The organism is Gemmobacter serpentinus, from assembly GCF_008973825.1.
GTDB lineage: Bacteria > Pseudomonadota > Alphaproteobacteria > Rhodobacterales > Rhodobacteraceae > Gemmobacter > Gemmobacter serpentinus.
In genome coordinates this window covers 50,987-71,026 of record NZ_WCHR01000010.1, presented here as the reverse complement: position 1 = coordinate 71,026, position 20,040 = coordinate 50,987, and the positions used below count along the sequence as shown (strand labels likewise).

The following is a 20,040-nucleotide window of genomic DNA, read 5'->3' as shown; positions in this document are numbered from 1 at the left end:
AGGCGGGTCAAGTTCACCCCGTCTCCTTGCCGGGGGCTTTGGCGTCTTTGCCCGGCGGAAGACGCAGAAACTGCACCAGAATGGTGCCAACAGCGGCAAGCGCCACCGGCCAGGGTGTTGCGGCAAGTGCCGCCATCCCCGCCAGGTAGCGCGCAGGATCGACAAAGGCGAGGGTCAGCGCCGCCAATGTGCCCGCGCCAAGGGCCGGCCGGATTGCGCGCGCCAGCAGGTCAAGCGCCGCGGGCAAGGGCGGTGCGTCCGCCCCTTCCTGCAAGATCGCCGCGATCCGTTTCAGCCGGGCGGCATCGGCCAGCAGGGTCAGCCCCATGCCGCCACCCGTGCGCGATGCGCCGCAAGGCTCAGGTGCTTTGCGGGGCTGATGAATGCCTCAGCCCTTGTGATCCAGCCGCCCTTGCCGCCATCGCGTCTGCGGCAATATTTGCGGCTGGAGGGACGGGCGTCGCCAAGCGCATAGTAATAGTCGCGCCGCGCCATGCCATAAAGATCAGCAAGATCCGGCAGGCGCGTTGCGGCCTCTGCACAGGCGCGCACCGTTTTGGGGCCGATCGCGCCATCCGCAGCCAGTGGCCAGCCCAACCGGGTCAACAGACGTTGCAGGATCTTCACCGCATTGGCCCCGGCATTCACCTGCATGTCGAAAACCGATGCCTGCAATCCTTCGGGCAGCAGCGCGATGCCGGGCTTTTCGTAGTAATGGCGCAGGAAGATCGCCACCGCCTGATCGCGGCGCAACCGGCGCACATCGTCCGGCGTCACCCGGCCATCGCCATCCAGATCAAGGCCAAGGGCACGCATCGTGTGGATGGTCACGCCATGATTTGTGGCCCCGCCCGGATCATCGGGATCATTCACATAGCCGCCTTCGCGGGCGACGATCTCTTCGGCAATTTCGCGGACAGTCGGCATCCTGATCCCTTTCAACAGACAGAAAGGGATCAGTGTTCCGCCCCGCAGGTTAACCGGCCTGAAACCGGGCGCGCGTCAGCTGTCCTGAGCGGGCTTCAACAGCGCCTCATGGCCACTGGCATCCGGCGCGTTCGGATCGACATAGGCCCCGGTCGCCTTCAATGACTCCATCACCTCTTTGGGCATATAGGTCTCGTCATGCTTGGCGAGGATCTCGGTGGCGTGGAACACGCCCCCCACCATCTCGCCGGTGCCGATCATGCCCTGACCTTCCTTGAACAGATCCGGCAACACACCAGTAAAGGCCACTGGCACCGTCTCGGCACCGTCTGTCACCCGGAAGGTGACGGTCTCGCCCTGACCGCGCAGAAGACTGCCTTCCTCGACCAGACCGCCCAGACGGAAGACCTCGCCCGGTGCCGGCGGCTCGGACACGATGCGCGAAGGGTCACGATAAAAATTGATGCCATCGCGCATCGCATAGCCGATCAGCGCCGTCGATCCGGCAAGGGCAATAAAGGCCAACGCCAGAATCTGGACGCGCCGTGCCTTTTTCAAACCCTTCATCTTGACCTCCGGCCTGCTGGCATCACGCTTGCTGCCCGGGCCTCAGGGAAAGACGGGGGCCAGCATCAGCCCCTCGGTCTCGTCCAGCCCGAGCATCAGATTGGCGTTCTGGATCGCCTGCCCCGACGAGCCTTTGGTCAGGTTATCCAGCGTCGCCACGACAAGGGCACGGCCGGGAATCCGGTCGCCCACCACGCCGATATGACAGAAATTGGAACCGCGCACATCGCGTGTCGAGGGGAGTGCGCCGAAAGGTAGCACCTCGATGAAGGGCTCGGACGCATAACGCGCCTGCAAGGCGTCCCAACAGGCCTTGGCATCGCCCTTCACATAGACGCTGGCCAGAATACCCCGGTTCATCGGCGCGAGATGCGGGGTGAATTGCACCAGAACCGGACGCCCCGCGATCTTGCTGAATTCCTGATCAAATTCGCCCAGGTGCCGATGCTTGCCACCGGCGGAATAGGCGTAAGTCCCTTCCGACAATTCGGCATGGAGCAGGTTTTCCTTCAGCGACCGCCCTGCCCCGGATACCCCGCATTTCAGGTCCATCAGGATATCGTCCAGGTCGATCACCCCGGCCTCGATCAGCGGACGCAGCGCAAACTGCCCGGTTGCGGCATTGCAGCCGGTGCCTGCGCAAAGGCGGGCGCCCCGGATCTCGTCGCGATAGAACTCGGTCAGGCCATAGACGGCCTCGGCCTGCAGTTCCGGCGCGGCATGGGGCTGGCCATACCATTTGGCGTATTCCGCCACATCGCGCAGCCGGAAATCGGCGGAAAGGTCCACCACTTTCAGATCGCGCGGCAATGCCTTGATGACCGCCTGCGAGGTTGCATGAGGCAGCGCGCAGAAGGCCAGATCAACATTGGCAAAATCGATCTCGTCGATCTTGCAGAGTTTCGGCAGATCGAGATGGCGCAGGAAGGGGAACACCTCGGCCATTTCCAGCCCGGCCTTGCGGTCAGCCGAAAGCGCCACGATCCGCATATTGGGATGGCTGGCAATCAGGCGAACGAGTTCCGCCCCCGTGTAACCGGATGCCCCAAGGATTGCGATGCGCTTTGTCATGATCCGCCCTTCTTGCCGGAAGTCGTGCCCTGTTTGCGGTGCAAGCGGGCGCGATGCAACTGTCTAATCGTCGTGTAACGGGGCCTTGAGACGGCCCCTCAGGCCGCCTCGAACACGATCTGGCGGCGCAGGAATTGCGTGGCCTTGGACGAGACGTAATCCGGATCGCCCGTGGTCAGGAATTTCGACTGCGTGCCGGTCCCCAGAAATTCCGGGCGGCGCGCCAGATAATCGGCCAGGCTTTCGGCCACCAGATTGGCCTGGCTGAACACCTTGACCTGCGGTCCAAGCGCATCCTGGAACGCCTTTTGCATCAAGGGGTAATGCGTGCAGCCCAGGATTGCGGCCTGCGGCTGGGGCATCCGCCGCTTCAGGCTTTCGACATGGCTGCGCACCAGCGCCTCGGCCAAAATCTCGTCGCCCTGTTCGATCGCATCGACCACACCGCCGCAGGGCTGCGCCTCGACATCGACCCCAATGGCGCGGAAGGCCAGCTCGCGCTGGAAGGCGCGGCTTGCCACCGTCGCGGGCGTGGCAAACAGCGCCACATGTTCGACCGCCACCGCGCGCGGCGGCGAGTTGTCGCCCCATTGCCGTTCCGTCAGCGCCTCAATCAGCGGCACAAACACCCCCAGCACCCGCTTGTTCGGCGGCAGCCAGGTTTCCTGCATCCGCTTCAGCGCGGCGGCAGAGGCGGTGTTGCAGGCCAGGATCACCAGATCGCAGCCTTCGGCCCAAAGGCGTTCGGTGGCGGCACAGGTCAGGTTGAAGATGTCATCATGCGTGCGCACGCCATAAGGCGCATGGGCATTGTCGCCGAAATACACGAAGGGGGTATCGGGCATCCGCTTGCTGACGGCATCCAGCACCGTCAAGCCACCAAGCCCGCTATCGAAAACGCCAACCGCCATGCCTGTCTCCCTCTGCCGGGGTCATTTGCGCCACCTTACGACTCGGGGCGCGTCCATGAAAGGCTTTAGGCCCGGCCCCGGGGGAAATCCACCGCAACCGGGCCTGATGCAATCAATCGTGAGGTTTGGACAAACAAGTGGATTGGCTGTCGTCAAGGTGGGCAGGGCTGAGGATTGCGGAAAAACCGCCACCTTTCGCACGGGTGGCGGTTTGACAAGGTCAGGCGGCCAGACGCGGGGCGGCGTCGCCTCCGGCGCGGATCACGGCAATCAGCTCTGCACGCCGGATCGCGGCCTTTTCGGCATTGGCCTCTTTCACCGGACCATAGCCCTTGATGGTCAGCGGCAGTTCCAGCAACTCGATCAGCGCGGCTTCGGTTGCGGGCTGATGCAGCGGCAAGAGCGCATCCAGATCCCCCTCATATTGCGCGATCAGAGCGCGTTCCATCCGCCGCTCCGCCGTGCGACCGAAGGGATCAAACGCCGTGCCGCGCAGCCCCTTCATCTTGGAGAGCAGCTTGAACAGCGGCAGGATCCATGGCCCGAAGGCGCGTTTCTTCGGCCGGCCATTGCTGGTCTTGCCCGGCAGGAAGGGCGGCGCCAGATGAAAGACCGGGCGCATCTCGCCGGTCAGTTGCTCCTGCGCCAGATCAAGGCTGCGCAGATGAAGGCGGGCCACCTCATATTCATCCTTATAGGCCAGGAGCTTATGATAGCCCTTGGCGAGCGAAAGGCGCAGCGCCTCGGGTGCGGGTTTCACCCGTGCCAGATAGCGCGCGGCCAAAGCCTCATCCTGATAGGCGCGCAACTGATCGGCGCGATAGGCCACCGGATCGACCGCGACCCGCGCCATCGGCACCAGTGCGGCCTGTGCCTCATCGGGGAAGACCTGCGCCCAGCGGCCCAGATCGAAGGCGCGCAAATTGGCCTCGACGCCCGCCCCATTCAGCCGCACCGCCTCGCGCAGCGCGGGCAGCGTCAGCGGCACCAGCCCGCCCTGCCAGGCCATGCCCAGCAGAACCATGTTGGAAAAGATCGAATCCCCCAGCATGACGCGCGCAAATTCCGAGGTATCGAGAAAGCGCAGCCGGTCGCGCAGCCGGGCCTGCAACGAGATGCGCAGATCCCCTGACGGAATGCGGAACTCGGTGTTGCGGGTGAACTCGCCCGTCACGATCTCATGGTCATTGACCACCGCCGCCGTGCGCCCGCCCGTCATCAGGCCAAGGGTCTTGGCCCCCGCCGTCACAACCAGATCGCCACCGATCACGGCATCGGCCTCACCGACCGCGACGCGGATGGCCGAGATATCGGCCGGGTCTTCCGCGATGCGGCAATGGATATGTACCGCGCCACCCTTCTGGGCCAGGCCCGCCATTTCCATCATGCCCGCGCCCTTGCCATCCAGATGCGCGGCCATGGCAAGGATCGCGCCGATGGTCACGACACCCGTGCCGCCCACCCCGGTGATGACAATGTTATGTGTGCCGCGAATGGCGGGCAGCACCGGGTCCGGCAGATCAGGGATTTCCAGCACCCGCCCCGAGGATTTGCGCGGCTTCGCCCCTTCCAGCGTCACGAAAGACGGGCAGAAGCCGCTGACGCAGGAGAAATCCTTGTTGCAGGAGGACTGGTCAATGCCGCGCTTGCGGCCAAGCTCGGTTTCCACCGGCACGACCGAGACGCAGTTGGATTGCACGCCGCAATCGCCGCAGCCCTCACAGACCTCCGGGTTGATGAACACCCGTTTGTCAATCTCGGGGAAGCTGCCCTTCTTGCGGCGGCGGCGCTTTTCGGCGGCGCAGGTCTGCACATAAAGCAGCACCGTCACCCCCGGCACCGTCGCCAAATGCTTTTGCACCGCCTCCAGATCGTCGCGGACATGATGGCTGATCCCGGCGGGAAACTTCGACAGATCAAGACCTTCCTTCGGATCATGCACCAAGGCCAGTTCGCGCACCCCCATGGCCAGAACTTCGCGCGCGATACGGTCCGGGGTCAGGCCACCCTCGTTGAACTGCCCGCCGGTCATCGCAACCGCATCATTGAACAGGATCTTGTAGGTGATGTTCACATTGGCGGCCAAAGCCGCGCGGATCGCCTGCACGCCGGAATGGTTATAGGTGCCATCGCCCAGATTCTGGAACACATGGTCACGTTTGGAAAATGGCGCCTCGCCAACCCAGTTCACGCCCTCACCGCCCATATGGGTAAAGCCGGTGGTCGCGCGGTCCATCCATTGCACCATGTAATGGCAGCCGATCCCGGCATAGGCACGGCTGCCATCCGGCACCTTGGTGGAGCTGTTATGCGGGCAGCCCGAACAGAAATAGGGCAGCCGCGCCGCCAGATCCTGCGCATTGTCGGCGCGCCGCGCCTCGGCGATGCGCGCAAGGCCCGCCTTCACGGCTTCCGTCCCGCGGCCTTCTTCGGTCAGGATCTGGCCCAGCTTTTCGGCGATCATCAACGGATCCAGCGCGAAGCGCGTCGGGAACAATTCCTCGCGCGTGCGATCATGGCGCCAGCCCAGCACCCGGCGGCCGCGACGATCATCAAAGATCGCCTCTTTCACCTGCACCTCGATCAGCTTGCGCTTTTCCTCGATGACAACAATGACCTCCAACCCCTCGGCCCATTCATGAAAGCCGCGCATATCCAGCGGGAAGGTCTGCCCGACCTTGTAGGTGGTGATCCCCAGCCGATCCGCCTCATGGGCATCGATCCCCAAGAGCGACAGCGCATGGCTGAGATCGAGCCAGTTCTTGCCCGCCGCGACAAAGCCGATCTTGGCCCCAGGCCGCCCCCAGATCCGCTTGTCCATGCGGTTGGCATGGGAAAACGCCTCGGCCGCGAAACGTTTATAGTCAATCATCCGCGCTTCCTGCGCGACCGGCGTGTCGCCAAGGCGGATGTTCAAGCCACCTTGCGGCATCCGAAATTCGGGCGTCACGAACTGCATTCGCTGCGGGTCGCCATCGACCACCGCTGTCGCCTCTACCGTGTCCTTCATGGTCTTCAGCCCGACCCAGAGCCCGGAAAACCGGCTGAGCGCCCAGCCATAAAGCCCGTAATCGAGCACCTCTTGCACGCCTGCCGGGCTGACCACCGGCATATAGGCATCGACCATCGCCCAATCCGACTGATGCAAGACGGTGGAGCTTTCGCCGGTATGGTCATCGCCCATGGCCATCAGCACGCCGCCAAATGCCGAGGTGCCCGCCATATTGGCATGGCGCATCACATCGCCGGTGCGGTCCACCCCCGGCCCCTTGCCATACCACAGCGCGAAGACCCCTTGATGCTTGCCCTCGCCGCGCAGTTCCGCCTGCTGACTGCCCCAGATCGCGGTCGCCGCCAGATCCTCGTTGAGACCGGGCTGGAACAGGATCTGCGCCGCCTGCAATTCGCGCGCCGATTTGCTCATCGTCAGATCGACCGCCCCCAGCGGCGAGCCGCGATAGCCGGTGCAATAGCCCGCCGTATCAAGGCCTGCCGCCTGATCGCGCGCCCGCTGCATCAGCATCAGCCGCACAAGGGCCTGGGTGCCATTCAACAGAACCGGCGATTTTGTCAGGTCATAACGATCCGAAAGCGACACGCCTTCACGGATCACATCTTGCCTGCCCATTGTGCACCTCCCATTGCAAAACGAACATGACAGGATGGTAGGTCAAAAATGCTGACCTACAAAGAGGGAAAAATGCGACAATAGCCATTTACCCGCATAAATATGTGACTATTTAAGCCCAGAAATGTTAGCGATACAAAAACAGGCGCAGAGTTTCGTGATGGATTGGGACAAGCTCAGAATATTTCACGCGGTGGCGGATGCGGGCAGTCTTACCCATGCGGGTGATACGCTGCATCTCAGCCAATCGGCGGTTTCGCGACAGATCCGCGCGCTTGAGGAAAGCCTCAATGTCACACTGTTCCACCGCCACGCACGCGGACTGATTCTCACCGAACAGGGAGAATTGCTGTTTGACGCCACCACATCCATGGCAAAACGGCTGGACGCGACCGCCGCCCGCATCCGCGACAGCGAGGATGAGGTCTTTGGCGAGTTGCGCGTGACCACGACCACGGGCTTTGGCACACTGTGGCTCACGCCGCGTCTGGCCAAGCTCTATCGCAAATATCCGGCCCTGAAGATTGACCTCATGCTGGAAGAGCGGGTGCTGGATCTGCCGATGCGCGAGGCCGATGTGGCGATCCGCATGAAGGAACCCTCGCAGGCCGATCTGATCCGCCGCCGCCTGATGAATATCCGGATGCGGATGTTCGCCTCGCCCGAATATCTGGCCGAGCATGGCACCCCCGTCACGATGGAGGATTTCAGCCAGCACCGGCTGATCTGCCAGCACGCCGGAACCCCGCAGGTCGCGGCCGGCGCGCTACTGGTCGCGCAACTGATGAGCCATGACATCCCTTCCACCCTGACGGTGAACAACTATTTCGGGGTGCTGCAGGGTGTCTTGAACCATGTCGGCATCGGTGTGCTGCCGGATTATGTTACCGAAGACGTGCCGCATCTGGTGCGCGTGTTGCCCGAGATCGAGTCGACCGAGGTGCCGGTTTTCCTCGCCTATCCTGAAGAGCTGCGCCATTCCAAGCGCGTCTCGGCATTCCGCGATTTCGTGACCGAAGAGATTTTCCAGTTCCGCAAGCAGAACCCCGCCTGAGACGTCCGGCTTGCCTTGCCGGGCCGGCCTTGCCCCACCCATCGACGCCGCCCGCATCAGCAGGGCGGCGTTTTGCTGTCAGACCCGGTGAAGCACGTCTTAGACATTGGTCGCAGACGCCCGCCCTTCGGCGTCGGGCCGACAAGGCCGCCCTGCCCCTTCACTTCACAAATAGCATGTATTTTCAGCATCTTGCCAAAACGGCGCGCACAGCCATGCACACAGCGCATGACGGCCATGCTGCGCTTGCAGCATGTTGAGGCTTGCGCCAAGCCGCGCGCAAGCCTAAATCCCACCTCGAAGGCGGTGATCGAGTTTCTCTCTTGCCGACTTCATACCTCCCTGTTGGACTTGGGCCGAGCTTCTGCTCGGCCTTTTTTTTGGTTTCGGGGGGCATTTTCTTTTCCTGCCCATCGATGCGGCAGCGAAAGGCCGCGCCTGCCCGACTGCGGGGCGCTGCCGAAAGCGTCGTGACGGGAATCGCCCCATATCCGCGCATCAGGCAACCTCAGGAAATCTTGCGCCGCCACGCGGCATCGGCCTTTCCCTTTGCGGGGCTTTGGCCTAAACGGGCGCGCAAGGCATCAACGGATGAGGCATGGCCATGACTGAACCCGCAATCACCCCCGAGCTGATCGCTTCGCATGGCCTGAAACCCGATGAATACCAGCGCATCCTGGACATCATCGGGCGCGAGCCCACCTTCACCGAACTGGGCATCTTCTCGGCGATGTGGAACGAGCATTGCTCGTATAAATCCTCGAAGAAATGGCTGCGCACCCTGCCGACCACCGGCCCGCAAGTGATCTGCGGCCCGGGCGAGAATGCGGGCGTCGTCGATATCGGCGACGGACAAGCCGTCATCTTCAAGATGGAAAGCCATAACCACCCCTCTTACATCGAGCCGCATCAGGGTGCCGCGACCGGCGTCGGCGGCATCCTGCGCGATGTGTTCACCATGGGCGCGCGCCCGATCGCCGCGATGAACGCGCTGAGTTTCGGCCTGCCCTCGCATCCCAAGACCGCGCACTTGGTCAAGGGCGTGGTCGAAGGCATCGGGGCTTATGGCAATGCCTTTGGCGTGCCCACAGTCGGCGGCGAGGTCCGCTTCCATCGCAGCTATAACGGCAACTGCCTTGTGAACGCCTTTGCGGCGGGCATCGCGGATAGCGACAAGATCTTCTATTCGGTGGCTTCGGGCGTCGGGATGCCGGTTGTCTATCTTGGGGCCAAGACCGGCCGCGATGGCGTCGGCGGCGCGACCATGGCCTCGGCCGAGTTCGACGACACGATCGAGGAAAAGCGCCCGACCGTGCAGGTTGGCGACCCCTTCACCGAAAAGCGCCTGCTGGAAGCCTCGCTTGAACTGATGGGCTCCGGTGCGGTCATCTCCATCCAGGATATGGGGGCTGCGGGCCTGACCTGTTCGGCGGTGGAGATGGGCGACAAAGGCGGCCTCGGCATCCGTCTGAACCTGGATGCGGTGCCGCAGCGCGAAGCGGCGATGACCGCCTATGAGATGATGCTGTCGGAAAGCCAGGAGCGGATGCTCATGGTGTTGAAGCCCGAGAAAGAGGCAGAGGCGCGCGCGATCTTTGAAAAATGGGACCTCGATTTCGCCATTGTCGGCGAAACCATCCCCGAGGATCGTTTCCTGATCCTGCTGGGTGGCGAGGTGAAAGCTGATCTGCCGCTGTCGAAACTGTCGTCTTCGGCACCGGAATATGATCGCCCCTGGGTCGAGACGCCCGCCGCTGGACCCTTGGGCGATGTGCCCGCCATTGGTGCCATCGACGCGCTGCGCGCCCTGATCGGCAGCCCGACCCATGCGCATAAAGCCTGGGTCTGGGAGCAATATGACAGCCAGGTCGGCGCTGACACGCTGATGCGCCCCGGCCTTGCCGCCGGTGTGGTGCGCGTGCATGGCACCAGCAAGGCGCTTGCCTTCACCTCGGACGTGACGCCGCGCTATGTGAAGGCCAACCCGTTCGAGGGTGGCAAACAGGCGGTGGCAGAGGCCTATCGCAACCTGACGGCTGTCGGCGCGCTGCCGCTGGCCACCACCGACAACCTGAATTTCGGCAATCCCGAAAAGCCCGAAATCATGGGCCAGTTCGTCGGGGCCATCAAAGGCATCGGTGCGGCGGTGGCGGCACTGGAAATGCCCATCGTGTCGGGGAATGTCTCGCTTTACAACGAGACCGATGGCTCTGCCATTCTGCCCACGCCGACCATTGGCGCCGTGGGTCTTCTGGAAAACATCGACGATCTGATCGCGGGCCAGCCGGTTGCCGGTGATATCGCCCTGTTGATCGGCGAGACCTTCGGGCATCTGGGGCAATCCGCCCTTCTGGCCGAGGCCTTCGGGATCGAGACGGGCGATGCGCCCTCCGTCGATCTGGCGGCCGAGAAACGCCACGGCGATTTCCTGCGCAGCATCCGCAAATCGGTGCGCGCGGCGACCGATCTGGGCGATGGCGGTCTGGCGCTTGCAGCCTTCGAAATGGCCGAAGGCGCGGGTCTGGGCGTCAGCCTGGATGCGGACGATATCCCGACGCTGTTTGGCGAAGACCAGGCGCGCTATCTGCTGGCCGTTTCTGCAGCGGGTGCCGAGGCCATCGAGGCCGCGGCCCTGACCACCGGCGTGCCGGTGCTGCGTGTGGGTCGGTTCGGCGGCAACAATGTCAGCTTCGGCGCAGACAGCGCCGAACTGGCTGGTCTGTCCGCGCTCTATCGCGGTGCCTTTGCCGCCGCTATCGAGGGATGATCCGCCCCGCCCGGCCCGAAGATGCGGCTTTCATCCGTGATCTCTGGACGGGCGAGGCCAACCGACCCTTTCTCGATCCGCCCATTGATGGCCAGATCGAAGCCGCGATTGCGGAAGGCAATCTGCTGCTTTGGCAGGATCATGATGATGGCCCGGCGGGGTTCGCCCTGCTGGCCGAATGGTTGCCGCGCGCCTGGGGGTTGCGGGAATTTGCCACTCTCCCCCGCGCGTCTGGTCGCCTTGGCTTTGGCCGTCCGTTTCTGGCGGCCCTGCTGATCGAGGTTTTCGATCACCGGGGCGGCCATCGCCTTGGCCTCGATTGCACCGCCGACAATGCGCGCGCCCTACGCTTCTTTCAGGCGGCAGGCTTTGTGCGCGAAGGCTGCTGGCGTGAATGCTGGCAGCGCGAGGACGGGCAATGGGTCGATTGCGTCTTCTTCGCGCTGCTGGCCCGCGAATGGCGCGCGATGCAGGCAGGCCCGGTCTAGGGCCGACCCGGATTGATCGCACCGCCTTGCGGGGCGCATTCAGGCAGCCTAGATTGAAGACAAAGCACGAGGAGGCCATCACATGCCGATGGAAGGCAAGGATATCGAGGCCCTGATCCGGGAAACATTCCCGCAGGCGCAGATCACCATTACCGACCTTGCCGGGGACGGCAACCATTGGGCGGCCGAGGTCATCGACGCCAGTTTCAAGGGCATGAACCGCGTTCAGCAGCAGCGCGCGGTCTATGCCAGCCTGAAGGGCAAGATGGACGGGGCGCATGGCGAATTGCACGCGCTGGCCCTGACCACCAAGGCGCCGGAGTAACCGCTGAGCGATCCGGCAGACCTGATCTGGCGCAGCTTTCTGACCCTTCTGCGGGCCATCGACGCCATGATCCGCGCCTTGCTGGTGCTGGACATTTGCCGGGAATTGGTGCTTTTCATCAAATATGGCAGCGGGGGCTGGACGCGGCAGCGCCGGATCGCCCGCTGGAGAGCCGAAAGGGAAAAACGGACATGAGCGCGCAGGATATGATCCGCGAAACCGTCACCACCAATGACGTGGTGCTTTTCATGAAGGGCACCAAGATGATGCCGCAATGCGGGTTCTCGTCCCGCGTGGCTGGCATTCTCAATTACATGGGCGTGGAATATGCCGATGTGAACGTGCTGGCCGATGCCGAGATCCGTCAGGGCATCAAGGATTTCTCCGACTGGCCAACCATCCCGCAGCTTTATGTGAAGGGCGAGTTTGTCGGCGGCTGCGATATCGTGACCGAAATGACCATCTCGGGCGAGCTGGACACGCTGTTTGAAAGCAATGGCATCGCCTTCAACAAGGAAGCGGCGGACAAGATCCGCGAAGCCAACGCCTGACCTTCGGCGCAGGCCTTGCTCCGGAATAGAATAGCCCGCCGGATGGCGGGCTTTTTCTGTTTTGGGATGATGCATATAATGGCTTCTGATGAGGTCGATGTCTGCTATGCGGGACGGAGCGGTCAGTCGCCGGTTTCCGGATGGGAACGGCGCTCTTGCTTTCCTCCCACCACAGCGAAGATCAAAGCGCCAATTCTGGCGGCCAGCGCAACAGGTATCATTGCCAGCGCAACGACAGAGATTGCGAAACCACCTGAAAACGCGATCAGGCTCACAATGCCTTCTGGTTCAACATTCCACATGATGAGATGTAGGGCACAAGAGGTGAAAAAGAGACCAAATGCAGCAATGGTCCATTTAGGCAAGACCAGGATCCATGATATTAAGGCGGCGATCAGACAGGCCAGCGGCGACACAATCATAATCCCCGCAAAAAGAAAACTGGCTGCACCAGCACCCGCTCCTCCCATCTTCCCGTCCTCCTCACTGTGTCCGACTCTCGACACAGTAACATATTGGGGGACGAAAGACCGCAATGGGCTCAAACCAACCGGCGGCGGCTTTTGCCGCAGGCTGATCTTTGCTTCATGAGCGCCCTCAACCTCATATGCGGTTAATCCCGGCAGGTGCCTTGCTTCTCTTCGAAGTCGGCACCTGACCGCATCATGATGGGGCCGGAAACAGAGGCATCCCGATCTTTTGCATCTGCGTCTGGCCGCAAGTCAGACCAGATCCTCTTCCAGCCGGTTGGCCAGGGCTTCGGCCCGGGCGGCCAAATCGGCCAGCGTTTCGCCGACCTGCGGCGGGATGACCGGCACCTCGATCCGCTGCGGCGCGGGCGTGCCTTGTGCCTCCAGCTCGGTGATGCGGGCGCGCAAGAGGCGCAGCTCATCCTCTTGCCCTGCGGTCTTGTCGGCCAGCATCAGCCCCGCCATCAAGAGCATCCGGCTTTCGGGAATGCGGCCCATCTGCGCAACCACTGGTGCCGCCTCGGCATCCAGCATGGCGGCCGCGGCGCGCAGATAATGTTCCTCGCCGGGCTGGCAGGCCACCTGAAAGACCCGCCCGCCGATGGTGACATCCAGTTCAGGCATCCTCGGCCTCCTTCCCGATCAGTGTCGTCAGTTCCGCGATGATCTCTTCCAGCTCCACCGTCTCGGACGACCGGGCGGCGCGCAGCGCCTCCAGCTCGGCCAGCAGGGCCTTGTTGATCATGGCGGCATCGATCGTGCCCGCCTCCGAGGCCTCGCGCAGCACGCGCAGCGCCTCGCGCAGCTGGATCGTGCCCTTGCGCAAGCGATGCAGTTCCAGCCCCTGCACATCAAGCTGCTTGGTCAGCTGTTCGATCCGCGCCTCCAGCCCGGCCTCGTTGCGGCTTTCGCGCTGCTTAAGGCTGCGGACCCGGTCGGTCAGCTGGGTATTGCTGCGCCGCTCGGCCTCCAACTCGCCCTCAAGACGGGCGATGGTGGCCTGGGCAGCAGCCAGATCGACGGCAAGGCCGGTATCGAAAGCCTCGGCATCGGCCCCGACCTCTTCCTCTGGCACGGCCTCTGCGGCAGCAGGCACCGCGGCGGCCTGGCGGCGCAGATCCTGCCAGCGGTCCAGCCCGGCATCAATCCGCCCGAGCGCCGCGACGATCCTGCGTTCCAGCTCTGCCAATTCCGTCATGCTTTTTGCCTTTGGTCTGCTTCTTTCCCGGGCCGCGATCCTGCGCACGCCTTGCCCCTATACTCGCGCCGGAACGCAAGGGCCACAAGCGCCCCGAATCGTCGAAACCGGGTCAAAATCGATCTTAACGCAAAGATTGGCGGGATTGCGCCCCCCAATGGGCGTTTTCCCCCGCCTTTCCACGCCCATGCGTTGCGCCCGCGCTTGATCTTGGCGGCGGGGCTGCTAGGACACGGATCGAGAGCCCGTCATTGAGAAGGATCGCCGTCTTGGATATTGCCAGCCTGCGTGAACAGCACCCCGACCACTGGAAGAAAGCCTGCGCCATCCGCGTTCTGACCCTGGATGCCGTGGCCGCCGCCAATTCCGGCCATTCCGGGATGCCGATGGGCATGGCCGATGTGGCCACCGTGCTGTTTGAAAAGCACCTCAATTTCGACCCGACCGATCCGAAATGGCCGAACCGCGATCGGTTCATCCTGTCGGCGGGCCATGGCTCGATGCTGATCTATAGCCTGTTGCACCTGACGGGTTACAAGCAGGCCACGTTGGACGAGCTGAAGAACTTCCGCCAATGGGGCGCGCGCACGGCGGGCCACCCGGAATATGGCCATCTGGAAGGGGTGGAAACCACCACCGGCCCGCTGGGGCAAGGCATCTCCAACGCCGTGGGCTTTGCCATGGCCGAGGAATCGCTGCGCGCCCGCTGGGGGGCCAAGGTGATGGATCACTACACCTATGTCATCGCGGGCGATGGCTGCCTGATGGAAGGCGTGAGCCAGGAGGCCATCGGCATCGCCGGCAAACACCAGCTGTCGCGCCTGATCGTGCTGTGGGACAACAACGGCATCACCATCGACGGCAAGGTCGAACTGTCGGATATCACCGACCAGAAGGCACGTTTTGCCGCCTCGGGCTGGGATGTGTTCGAATGTGACGGCCATGACCCGGTCGAGATCGACGCGGCGCTGGACAAGGCCAAACGCTCGCCCCGCCCGGCGCTGATCGCCTGCAAGACCCATATCGCGCTTGGTTCCTCGGCGCAGGACACCTCCAAGGGTCATGGCGCGCTGACCGACAAGCAGCTGATCGCCGATACCCGTGCCGCTTACGGCTGGACCCATGGCCCCTTCGACATTCCCGCCGATGTGAAATCGGCCTGGGAGGCGATTGGCGAACGGGGCGTTGCGACCCGTCGTGAATGGGACTCGCGCATGGCCACCCTGCCGCAAGGCAAACAGGCCGAGTTCAAGCGCATCTTCGCGCTGGATGCGCCCGCCAAGCTGGCCTCGGCCATCCGTGGCGTGAAAAAAGCCGCGACCGAGACGCCGAAGAAACTCGCGACCCGCTCGGCTTCGGAACTGGTGCTGGCCGCGGTGAACCCGGTGATGCCGGAAACCATTGGCGGCTCGGCCGACCTCACCGGCTCCAACAACACCAAGACCGCCGATCTGGGCGTGTTCGATCCGCTGAACCGCAAAGGGCGCTACGTCTATTGGGGTATCCGTGAGCATGGCATGGCTGCCGCGATGAACGGCATGGTGCTGCATGGCGGGGTGCGCCCCTATTCTGGCACCTTCATGTGTTTCACCGACTATGCCCGCCCCTCGATGCGTCTGTCGGCGCTGATGCAGGTGCCGGTCGTCTATGTGATGACCCATGACAGCATCGGTCTGGGCGAAGATGGCCCGACCCACCAGCCGGTCGAACATCTGGCGATCAGCCGTGCCACGCCGAACACCTGGGTGTTCCGCCCCGCTGATCTGGTGGAAACCGCCGAGGCCTGGGAACTGGCGCTGTCGACCAAGACCACGCCTTCGGTGATGGCGCTCAGCCGTCAGGGTGTGGCAGCGGTCCGTCTGACGCATAGCAACCAGAACCTGACCGCCAAGGGCGCCTATGTTCTGGCCGAGGCCACCGGCAAGCGTCAGGTCATCCTGATGGCGACCGGCACCGAGGTCGAGATCGCGCTGAAGGCCCGCGAGGCGCTGGAGGCCGAGGGCATCGGCACCCGTGTCGTCTCGGTCCCCTGTATGGAACTGTTCGCCGAACAGGATGAGGCCTATCGCAAGAAGGTGCTGCCCGCAGGTCCGGTGCGCATCGCCATCGAGGCGGGCGTGCGTCAGGGCTGGGATCGTTGGCTGCTGGGTGAGCGTGGGCGCGAAGCCAAAGCCGATTTCGTCGGCATGTCGTCCTTCGGTGCCTCCGCCCCGGCAGAGCGGCTTTATACCGAATTCGGCATCACCGCAGAGGCCACTGTCGCCAAGGCCAAGGCGCTGCTCTGAGCCGCGATTTTTCGTCGAAAAATCGGAAAGGGCCGCGTGATGCGGCCCTTTTCCTTATGGTGATGGTCTGTTCGGCAAGATGGGCAAGAAAACGATGCGCGTGATCCGGATCTTCTGCCTGATCGCCATGACCTTCATCGCCATCGCCTCGGGGCTGCTTGCAGCGGCGGCCATCACTGACAGCCGCGATCACTGTCCGGGCATCCAATGCAGCGATGCCATCCAATCCGGGGTGATCTTCGGATCCGCCGCCTGTGTCGCCCTGATCGCGTTCTGGCTGACCTACCGCTTCATGCGATAAGGCGCGCGGCAGATGGGATCCACCGCGCTTGTCTGGATCAATGCGCCGCCTGCTTGCCGGTGACCTTGGCAATCATCGGACCAATCACCCGCGTGGCGACCGGGATCAGCAGCACGCCCAGGATCAGGCCAAGGATGCCATCACAGATCGCCGTAACCAGCCAGGTGACAAAGCCTTGCAAGCTGGCCGGCATATTATGGGCGGCCAGTTCGGCCCAGTGATGAATGGTGCTGTAAGGCTCGTGCAGGCCGAGCCCATGCAACCCATGCACCACGATATTGCCACCAACCCACAGCATGGCCAGCGTGCCGACCGTGGACAGGAAGGCCATGAGTTTCGGCATCGCCACCACCAACCCACGCCCGACCGCCTGCGCCGAGCCATTTGCGCGCCCGGCAAGATGCAGGCCGACATCATCCATCTTCACGATCAGCGCCACGGCCCCGTAAACCACCGCCGTGATCAGCGTGCCAACGACGGCCAGTGTGATCGCCTCCATCCACAGCGTGCTTTCCGGGATCGCCGACAGGGCGATGGTCATGATCTCGGCCGAAAGGATGAAGTCGGTCTTGATGGCCCCTGCGACCTTTTCCTCTTCCAGATGCGCGGAATCCCTGGTGTCGAAATCCTCGGCCACGGCGGCATCGGCATGGGGGGCAAAGGCGTGAACCACCTTCTCTGCCCCCTCAAAGCACAGATAGGCACCCCCAAGCATCAAAAGCGGCGTAATCACCACCGGCGCAAAGTAGTTCAGCGCCAGCAGGCCCGGCAGCAGGATGATCAGCTTGTTCTTCAGACTGCCGCGCGCGATCTTCCAGATGATCGGCAATTCGCGTTCCGCCGCGAAGCCATGCACATATTTCGGTGTCACCGCCGCATCATCGATCACGACGCCTGCGGCTTTGGACCCGGCCTTGGCCGCCGCCGCCGCCACATCATCGACCGAGGCCGCTGCCATTTTCGCAATCGCCGCCACATCATCGAGCAGCGCCAGCAATCCACTCATCCGTTCACCCCTTGAACCTGTTGCGCAGAGACTATCCGAGCCGCAGTGCGGCGAAAAGATGGTTTGGATCGCGGCATGTTAGCGAAAACACCTCATGTTTTCGCTAACATCATGAAAATACGTCGCTTTTATCCTTTGCGCATCCGCCCCGTCGGGCTATAGCCGCCCTTGTAGCGGGGCTGACCAGACGGAGACGCGAGACATGACCATCACCATCGGCATCAATGGCTTTGGCCGCATCGGGCGCTGCACTCTGGCCCATATCGCGGAATCGGCCCGCAATGACGTGCAGGTCGTGGCGATCAACGCAACCGGCCCTATTGAGACCAACGCCCATCTGCTGAAATATGATTCGGTCCATGGCCGCTTCCCCGGCACGGTGAAACTGGACGGCAACACCATCGATCTGGGTCGCGGCCCGATCCGGGTGATGTCGACCTACAACCCGGAAGAGCTGGATTGGGAAGGCGTCGATGTCGTGCTGGAATGCACCGGCAAGTTCAATGACCGCGACAAGGCTGCCGTCCATCTGGGGCGCGGTGCCAAGCGCGTTCTGGTCTCGGCACCCGCCAAGAATGCCGACAAGACCGTGGTCTATGGGGTCAACCACCGCCAGCTGAGCCTGGATCACCTTGTCGTCTCCAACGGCTCCTGCACCACCAATTGCCTGGCCCCGCTGGCAAAGGTGCTGAATGATGCCATCGGCATCGAATCCGGCATCATGACCACGATCCATTCCTATACCGGCGATCAGCCCACACTGGACCGTCGCCACAAGGATCTGTATCGCGCCCGCGCCGCCGCAATGGCGATGATCCCCACCTCGACCGGCGCGGCCAAGGCCATCGGCGAAGTGCTGCCCGAGCTGAAGGGCAAGCTGGATGGTTCCGCCATCCGCGTGCCGACCCCGAATGTCTCGGCGGTCGATCTGACCTTCGTCGCCTCCAAGGACGTCACCGTCCAGGACGTGAACGAGATCGTGCGCGAAGCCGCTGCCGGCTATATGGGCATGGTTCTGGCCTATGACCCGGAGCCCAAGGTCTCGATCGACTTCAATCATACGCCGCAATCGTCTATCTTTGCCCCGGACCAGACCAAGGTCGTGGGCGGGCGCACCGTCCGCGTGCTGGCCTGGTATGACAATGAATGGGGCTTCTCCTGCCGGATGGCCGATGTGGCCGGTGCGATGGGGCGGCTTCTCCAGTAACCGGAGGGGACGTGCCGGATCGCGTTGCATTCACGCTTGCCGCAATCATCTTCGCGCTTTGCGCGCTGGACCTTCTCGCCAATGGCGGGGAGGCCATTCTGTTTCTGGGCCGCAAAATCCTTGATCTGAGCGAATATCTGATATTCTGGCGCTGACGGCGCGAATTTCAGTTGCATTTTGTGCCGTTCCGGCGATGTTAGCGCTAGCAGCGCCCACGCGAGTCGCGGGCAGCTTTGTGCATGGCTCAGGAGGCAGACATGACCGTCAAAGTGGCAATCAACGGATTCGGCAGGATCGGGCGCAATGTGCTGCGCGGCATCATCGAATCGGGGCGCACCGATATTCAGGTGATCGCGATCAATGACCTTGGCCCGGTCGAAACCAACGCCCATCTGCTGCGTTTTGACAGCGTGCATGGCCGTTTCCCGGTCGAGGTGACCACCGGCGAAGACTGGATTGATGTCGGCCGTGGCCCGATGCGGGTCACCGCGCTGCGCAACCCGGCCGATCTGCCCTGGGGCGATGTCGATGTGGTGATGGAATGCACCGGCATCTTCACCAGCAAGGAAAAATGCGCGGCCCACCTTGAGAACGGCTCCAAGCGAGTGCTGATCTCGGCCCCCGGCGACGGTGCTGACAAGACCATCGTCTATGGCGTGAACCACAACACGCTGACCAAGGATGACATCGTCGTCTCAAACGCCTCCTGCACGACCAACTGCCTCAGCCCGGTAGCCTCGGTGCTGAATGCCGCGATCGGCATCGAAAAAGGCATGATGACCACGATCCATTCCTATACTGGCGACCAGCCCACGCTGGACACCATGCACAAGGATCTCTATCGCGGCCGCGCCGCCGCACTCAGCATGATCCCGACCTCGACCGGGGCGGCCAAGGCCGTGGGTCTGGTGCTGCCGGAACTGAAGGGCAAGCTGGACGGATTTGCGATCCGTGTGCCGACGCCGAATGTCTCGGTCGTGGATCTGAAGTTCATCGCCAAGCGCGCCACCTCGGTCGAAGAGGTGAATGCCGCGATCCAGGCGGCAGCAGACGGCCCGCTCAAGGGCATTCTGGGCTATACCAAGTTCAAGAATGTCTCGGTCGACTTCAACCATGACCCGCATTCCTCGATCTTCCACATGGATCAGACCAAGGTAATGGACGGCACCTTTGTGTCGATCCTGACCTGGTATGACAATGAATGGGGCTTCTCCAACCGGATGGCGGATACCGCAGTCGCCATGGGCAAGCTGATCTGATATCGGCCGTAACGGCCGGTCACGG

20 protein-coding genes are annotated in these 20,040 nt (G+C 62.9%); 10 read left to right on the top strand and 10 right to left on the bottom strand.

The features are described 5' to 3' along the window. Nucleotides 1–13: 13 nt before the first annotated feature. The 6 genes from GBJ34_RS06680 to GBJ34_RS06655 all read right to left on the bottom strand — a co-directional run bounded on the left by GBJ34_RS06680 (nucleotide 14) and on the right by GBJ34_RS06655 (nucleotide 7,104). Entirely contained in the window at nucleotides 14–328 is a 315-nt protein-coding gene (locus tag GBJ34_RS06680) for a hypothetical protein (protein WP_151718499.1), read from the bottom strand. Next, nucleotides 319–927: a holin-associated N-acetylmuramidase gene (locus tag GBJ34_RS06675; RefSeq protein WP_151718498.1), complete on the bottom strand. Its 609-nt coding sequence runs from the start codon at nucleotides 925–927 to the stop codon at nucleotides 319–321. The genes GBJ34_RS06680 and GBJ34_RS06675 overlap by 10 nt, the downstream gene beginning before the upstream one ends. 75 nt (nucleotides 928–1,002) lie before the next feature. Continuing rightward, a complete protein-coding gene (ccmE, locus tag GBJ34_RS06670; RefSeq protein WP_151718497.1) occupies nucleotides 1,003–1,494 on the bottom strand; it encodes a cytochrome c maturation protein CcmE in 492 nt (163 codons plus the stop codon). 42 nt (nucleotides 1,495–1,536) lie between these two features. Then, the gene (gene argC, locus GBJ34_RS06665) at nucleotides 1,537–2,565 is read right to left on the bottom strand and encodes an N-acetyl-gamma-glutamyl-phosphate reductase (protein WP_151718496.1); all 1,029 of its coding nucleotides are present in this window, start codon (nucleotides 2,563–2,565) and stop codon (nucleotides 1,537–1,539) included. A 98-nt stretch (nucleotides 2,566–2,663) separates the two neighbouring features. Further along, a complete protein-coding gene (gene murI, locus GBJ34_RS06660; protein ID WP_151718495.1) occupies nucleotides 2,664–3,476 on the bottom strand; it encodes a glutamate racemase in 813 nt (270 codons plus the stop codon). Nucleotides 3,477–3,696: 220 nt separating this feature from the next. Then, nucleotides 3,697–7,104 (bottom strand): indolepyruvate ferredoxin oxidoreductase family protein, encoded by a 3,408-nt coding sequence (locus GBJ34_RS06655; RefSeq protein WP_151718494.1) that lies wholly within the window; start codon nucleotides 7,102–7,104, stop codon nucleotides 3,697–3,699. A gap of 160 nt (nucleotides 7,105–7,264) precedes the next feature. On the opposite strand from GBJ34_RS06655, the gene GBJ34_RS06650 reads away from it, so the two are divergent. The 5 genes from GBJ34_RS06650 (at nucleotide 7,265) to grxD (ending at nucleotide 12,289) form a co-directional block, all read left to right on the top strand. Next, nucleotides 7,265–8,158, top strand: coding sequence for a LysR family transcriptional regulator (locus GBJ34_RS06650; protein WP_151718493.1), 894 nt, complete (start codon nucleotides 7,265–7,267; stop codon nucleotides 8,156–8,158). A 604-nt stretch (nucleotides 8,159–8,762) separates the two neighbouring features. Beyond that, nucleotides 8,763–10,925: a phosphoribosylformylglycinamidine synthase subunit PurL gene (gene purL / locus GBJ34_RS06645; protein WP_151718492.1), complete on the top strand. Its 2,163-nt coding sequence runs from the start codon at nucleotides 8,763–8,765 to the stop codon at nucleotides 10,923–10,925. Further along, complete coding sequence (locus GBJ34_RS06640) at nucleotides 10,922–11,413, top strand: GNAT family N-acetyltransferase (protein WP_151718491.1); 492 nt, start codon at nucleotides 10,922–10,924, stop codon at nucleotides 11,411–11,413. The genes purL and GBJ34_RS06640 overlap by 4 nt, the downstream gene beginning before the upstream one ends. Nucleotides 11,414–11,495: 82 nt before the next feature. Beyond that, nucleotides 11,496–11,738 (top strand): BolA/IbaG family iron-sulfur metabolism protein, encoded by a 243-nt coding sequence (locus tag GBJ34_RS06635; protein ID WP_151718490.1) that lies wholly within the window; start codon nucleotides 11,496–11,498, stop codon nucleotides 11,736–11,738. 191 nt (nucleotides 11,739–11,929) lie between these two features. Continuing rightward, nucleotides 11,930–12,289 carry a Grx4 family monothiol glutaredoxin gene (grxD, locus tag GBJ34_RS06630; protein WP_151718489.1) on the top strand — a complete coding sequence of 120 codons (360 nt, stop codon included), beginning with the start codon at nucleotides 11,930–11,932 and terminating at the stop codon, nucleotides 12,287–12,289. Nucleotides 12,290–12,411: 122 nt separating this feature from the next. On the opposite strand, the gene GBJ34_RS06625 is transcribed toward grxD, so the two are convergent. The 3 genes from GBJ34_RS06625 to GBJ34_RS06615 all read right to left on the bottom strand — a co-directional run bounded on the left by GBJ34_RS06625 (nucleotide 12,412) and on the right by GBJ34_RS06615 (nucleotide 13,957). Next, nucleotides 12,412–12,759, bottom strand: coding sequence for a hypothetical protein (locus tag GBJ34_RS06625; protein WP_151718488.1), 348 nt, complete (start codon nucleotides 12,757–12,759; stop codon nucleotides 12,412–12,414). Nucleotides 12,760–13,011: 252 nt separating this feature from the next. Then, the gene (locus GBJ34_RS06620; protein ID WP_151718487.1) at nucleotides 13,012–13,383 is read right to left on the bottom strand and encodes a cell division protein ZapA; all 372 of its coding nucleotides are present in this window, start codon (nucleotides 13,381–13,383) and stop codon (nucleotides 13,012–13,014) included. Beyond that, nucleotides 13,376–13,957 (bottom strand): hypothetical protein, encoded by a 582-nt coding sequence (locus GBJ34_RS06615; protein ID WP_151718486.1) that lies wholly within the window; start codon nucleotides 13,955–13,957, stop codon nucleotides 13,376–13,378. Before GBJ34_RS06615 ends, GBJ34_RS06620 begins: the two co-directional genes overlap by 8 nt. A 269-nt stretch (nucleotides 13,958–14,226) precedes the next feature. Here GBJ34_RS06615 and tkt point away from each other — a divergent pair, with 269 nt between their 5' ends. Together tkt and GBJ34_RS06605 are read left to right on the top strand one after the other, a co-directional pair. Beyond that, nucleotides 14,227–16,242: a transketolase gene (tkt, locus tag GBJ34_RS06610; RefSeq protein WP_151718485.1), complete on the top strand. Its 2,016-nt coding sequence runs from the start codon at nucleotides 14,227–14,229 to the stop codon at nucleotides 16,240–16,242. Nucleotides 16,243–16,336: 94 nt separating this feature from the next. After that, complete coding sequence (locus GBJ34_RS06605) at nucleotides 16,337–16,543, top strand: hypothetical protein (RefSeq protein ID WP_151718484.1); 207 nt, start codon at nucleotides 16,337–16,339, stop codon at nucleotides 16,541–16,543. A gap of 37 nt (nucleotides 16,544–16,580) precedes the next feature. On the opposite strand, the gene GBJ34_RS06600 is transcribed toward GBJ34_RS06605, so the two are convergent. Further along, on the bottom strand, nucleotides 16,581–17,549 hold the full coding sequence (locus GBJ34_RS06600) for a DUF808 domain-containing protein (protein WP_151718483.1): 969 nt from the start codon (nucleotides 17,547–17,549) through the stop codon (nucleotides 16,581–16,583). A gap of 202 nt (nucleotides 17,550–17,751) precedes the next feature. Between GBJ34_RS06600 and gap (GBJ34_RS06595) the strand changes: the two genes are divergently transcribed. The 3 genes from gap (GBJ34_RS06595) (at nucleotide 17,752) to gap (GBJ34_RS06590) (ending at nucleotide 20,015) form a co-directional block, all read left to right on the top strand. Further along, nucleotides 17,752–18,756 (top strand): type I glyceraldehyde-3-phosphate dehydrogenase, encoded by a 1,005-nt coding sequence (gap, locus tag GBJ34_RS06595; protein WP_151718482.1) that lies wholly within the window; start codon nucleotides 17,752–17,754, stop codon nucleotides 18,754–18,756. Nucleotides 18,757–18,767: 11 nt separating this feature from the next. Beyond that, a complete protein-coding gene (locus tag GBJ34_RS20490; protein WP_192931129.1) occupies nucleotides 18,768–18,911 on the top strand; it encodes a hypothetical protein in 144 nt (47 codons plus the stop codon). A 102-nt stretch (nucleotides 18,912–19,013) separates the two neighbouring features. Continuing rightward, nucleotides 19,014–20,015 (top strand): type I glyceraldehyde-3-phosphate dehydrogenase, encoded by a 1,002-nt coding sequence (gene gap / locus GBJ34_RS06590; RefSeq protein ID WP_151718481.1) that lies wholly within the window; start codon nucleotides 19,014–19,016, stop codon nucleotides 20,013–20,015. The last annotated feature ends 25 nt before the right edge of the window (nucleotides 20,016–20,040 follow it).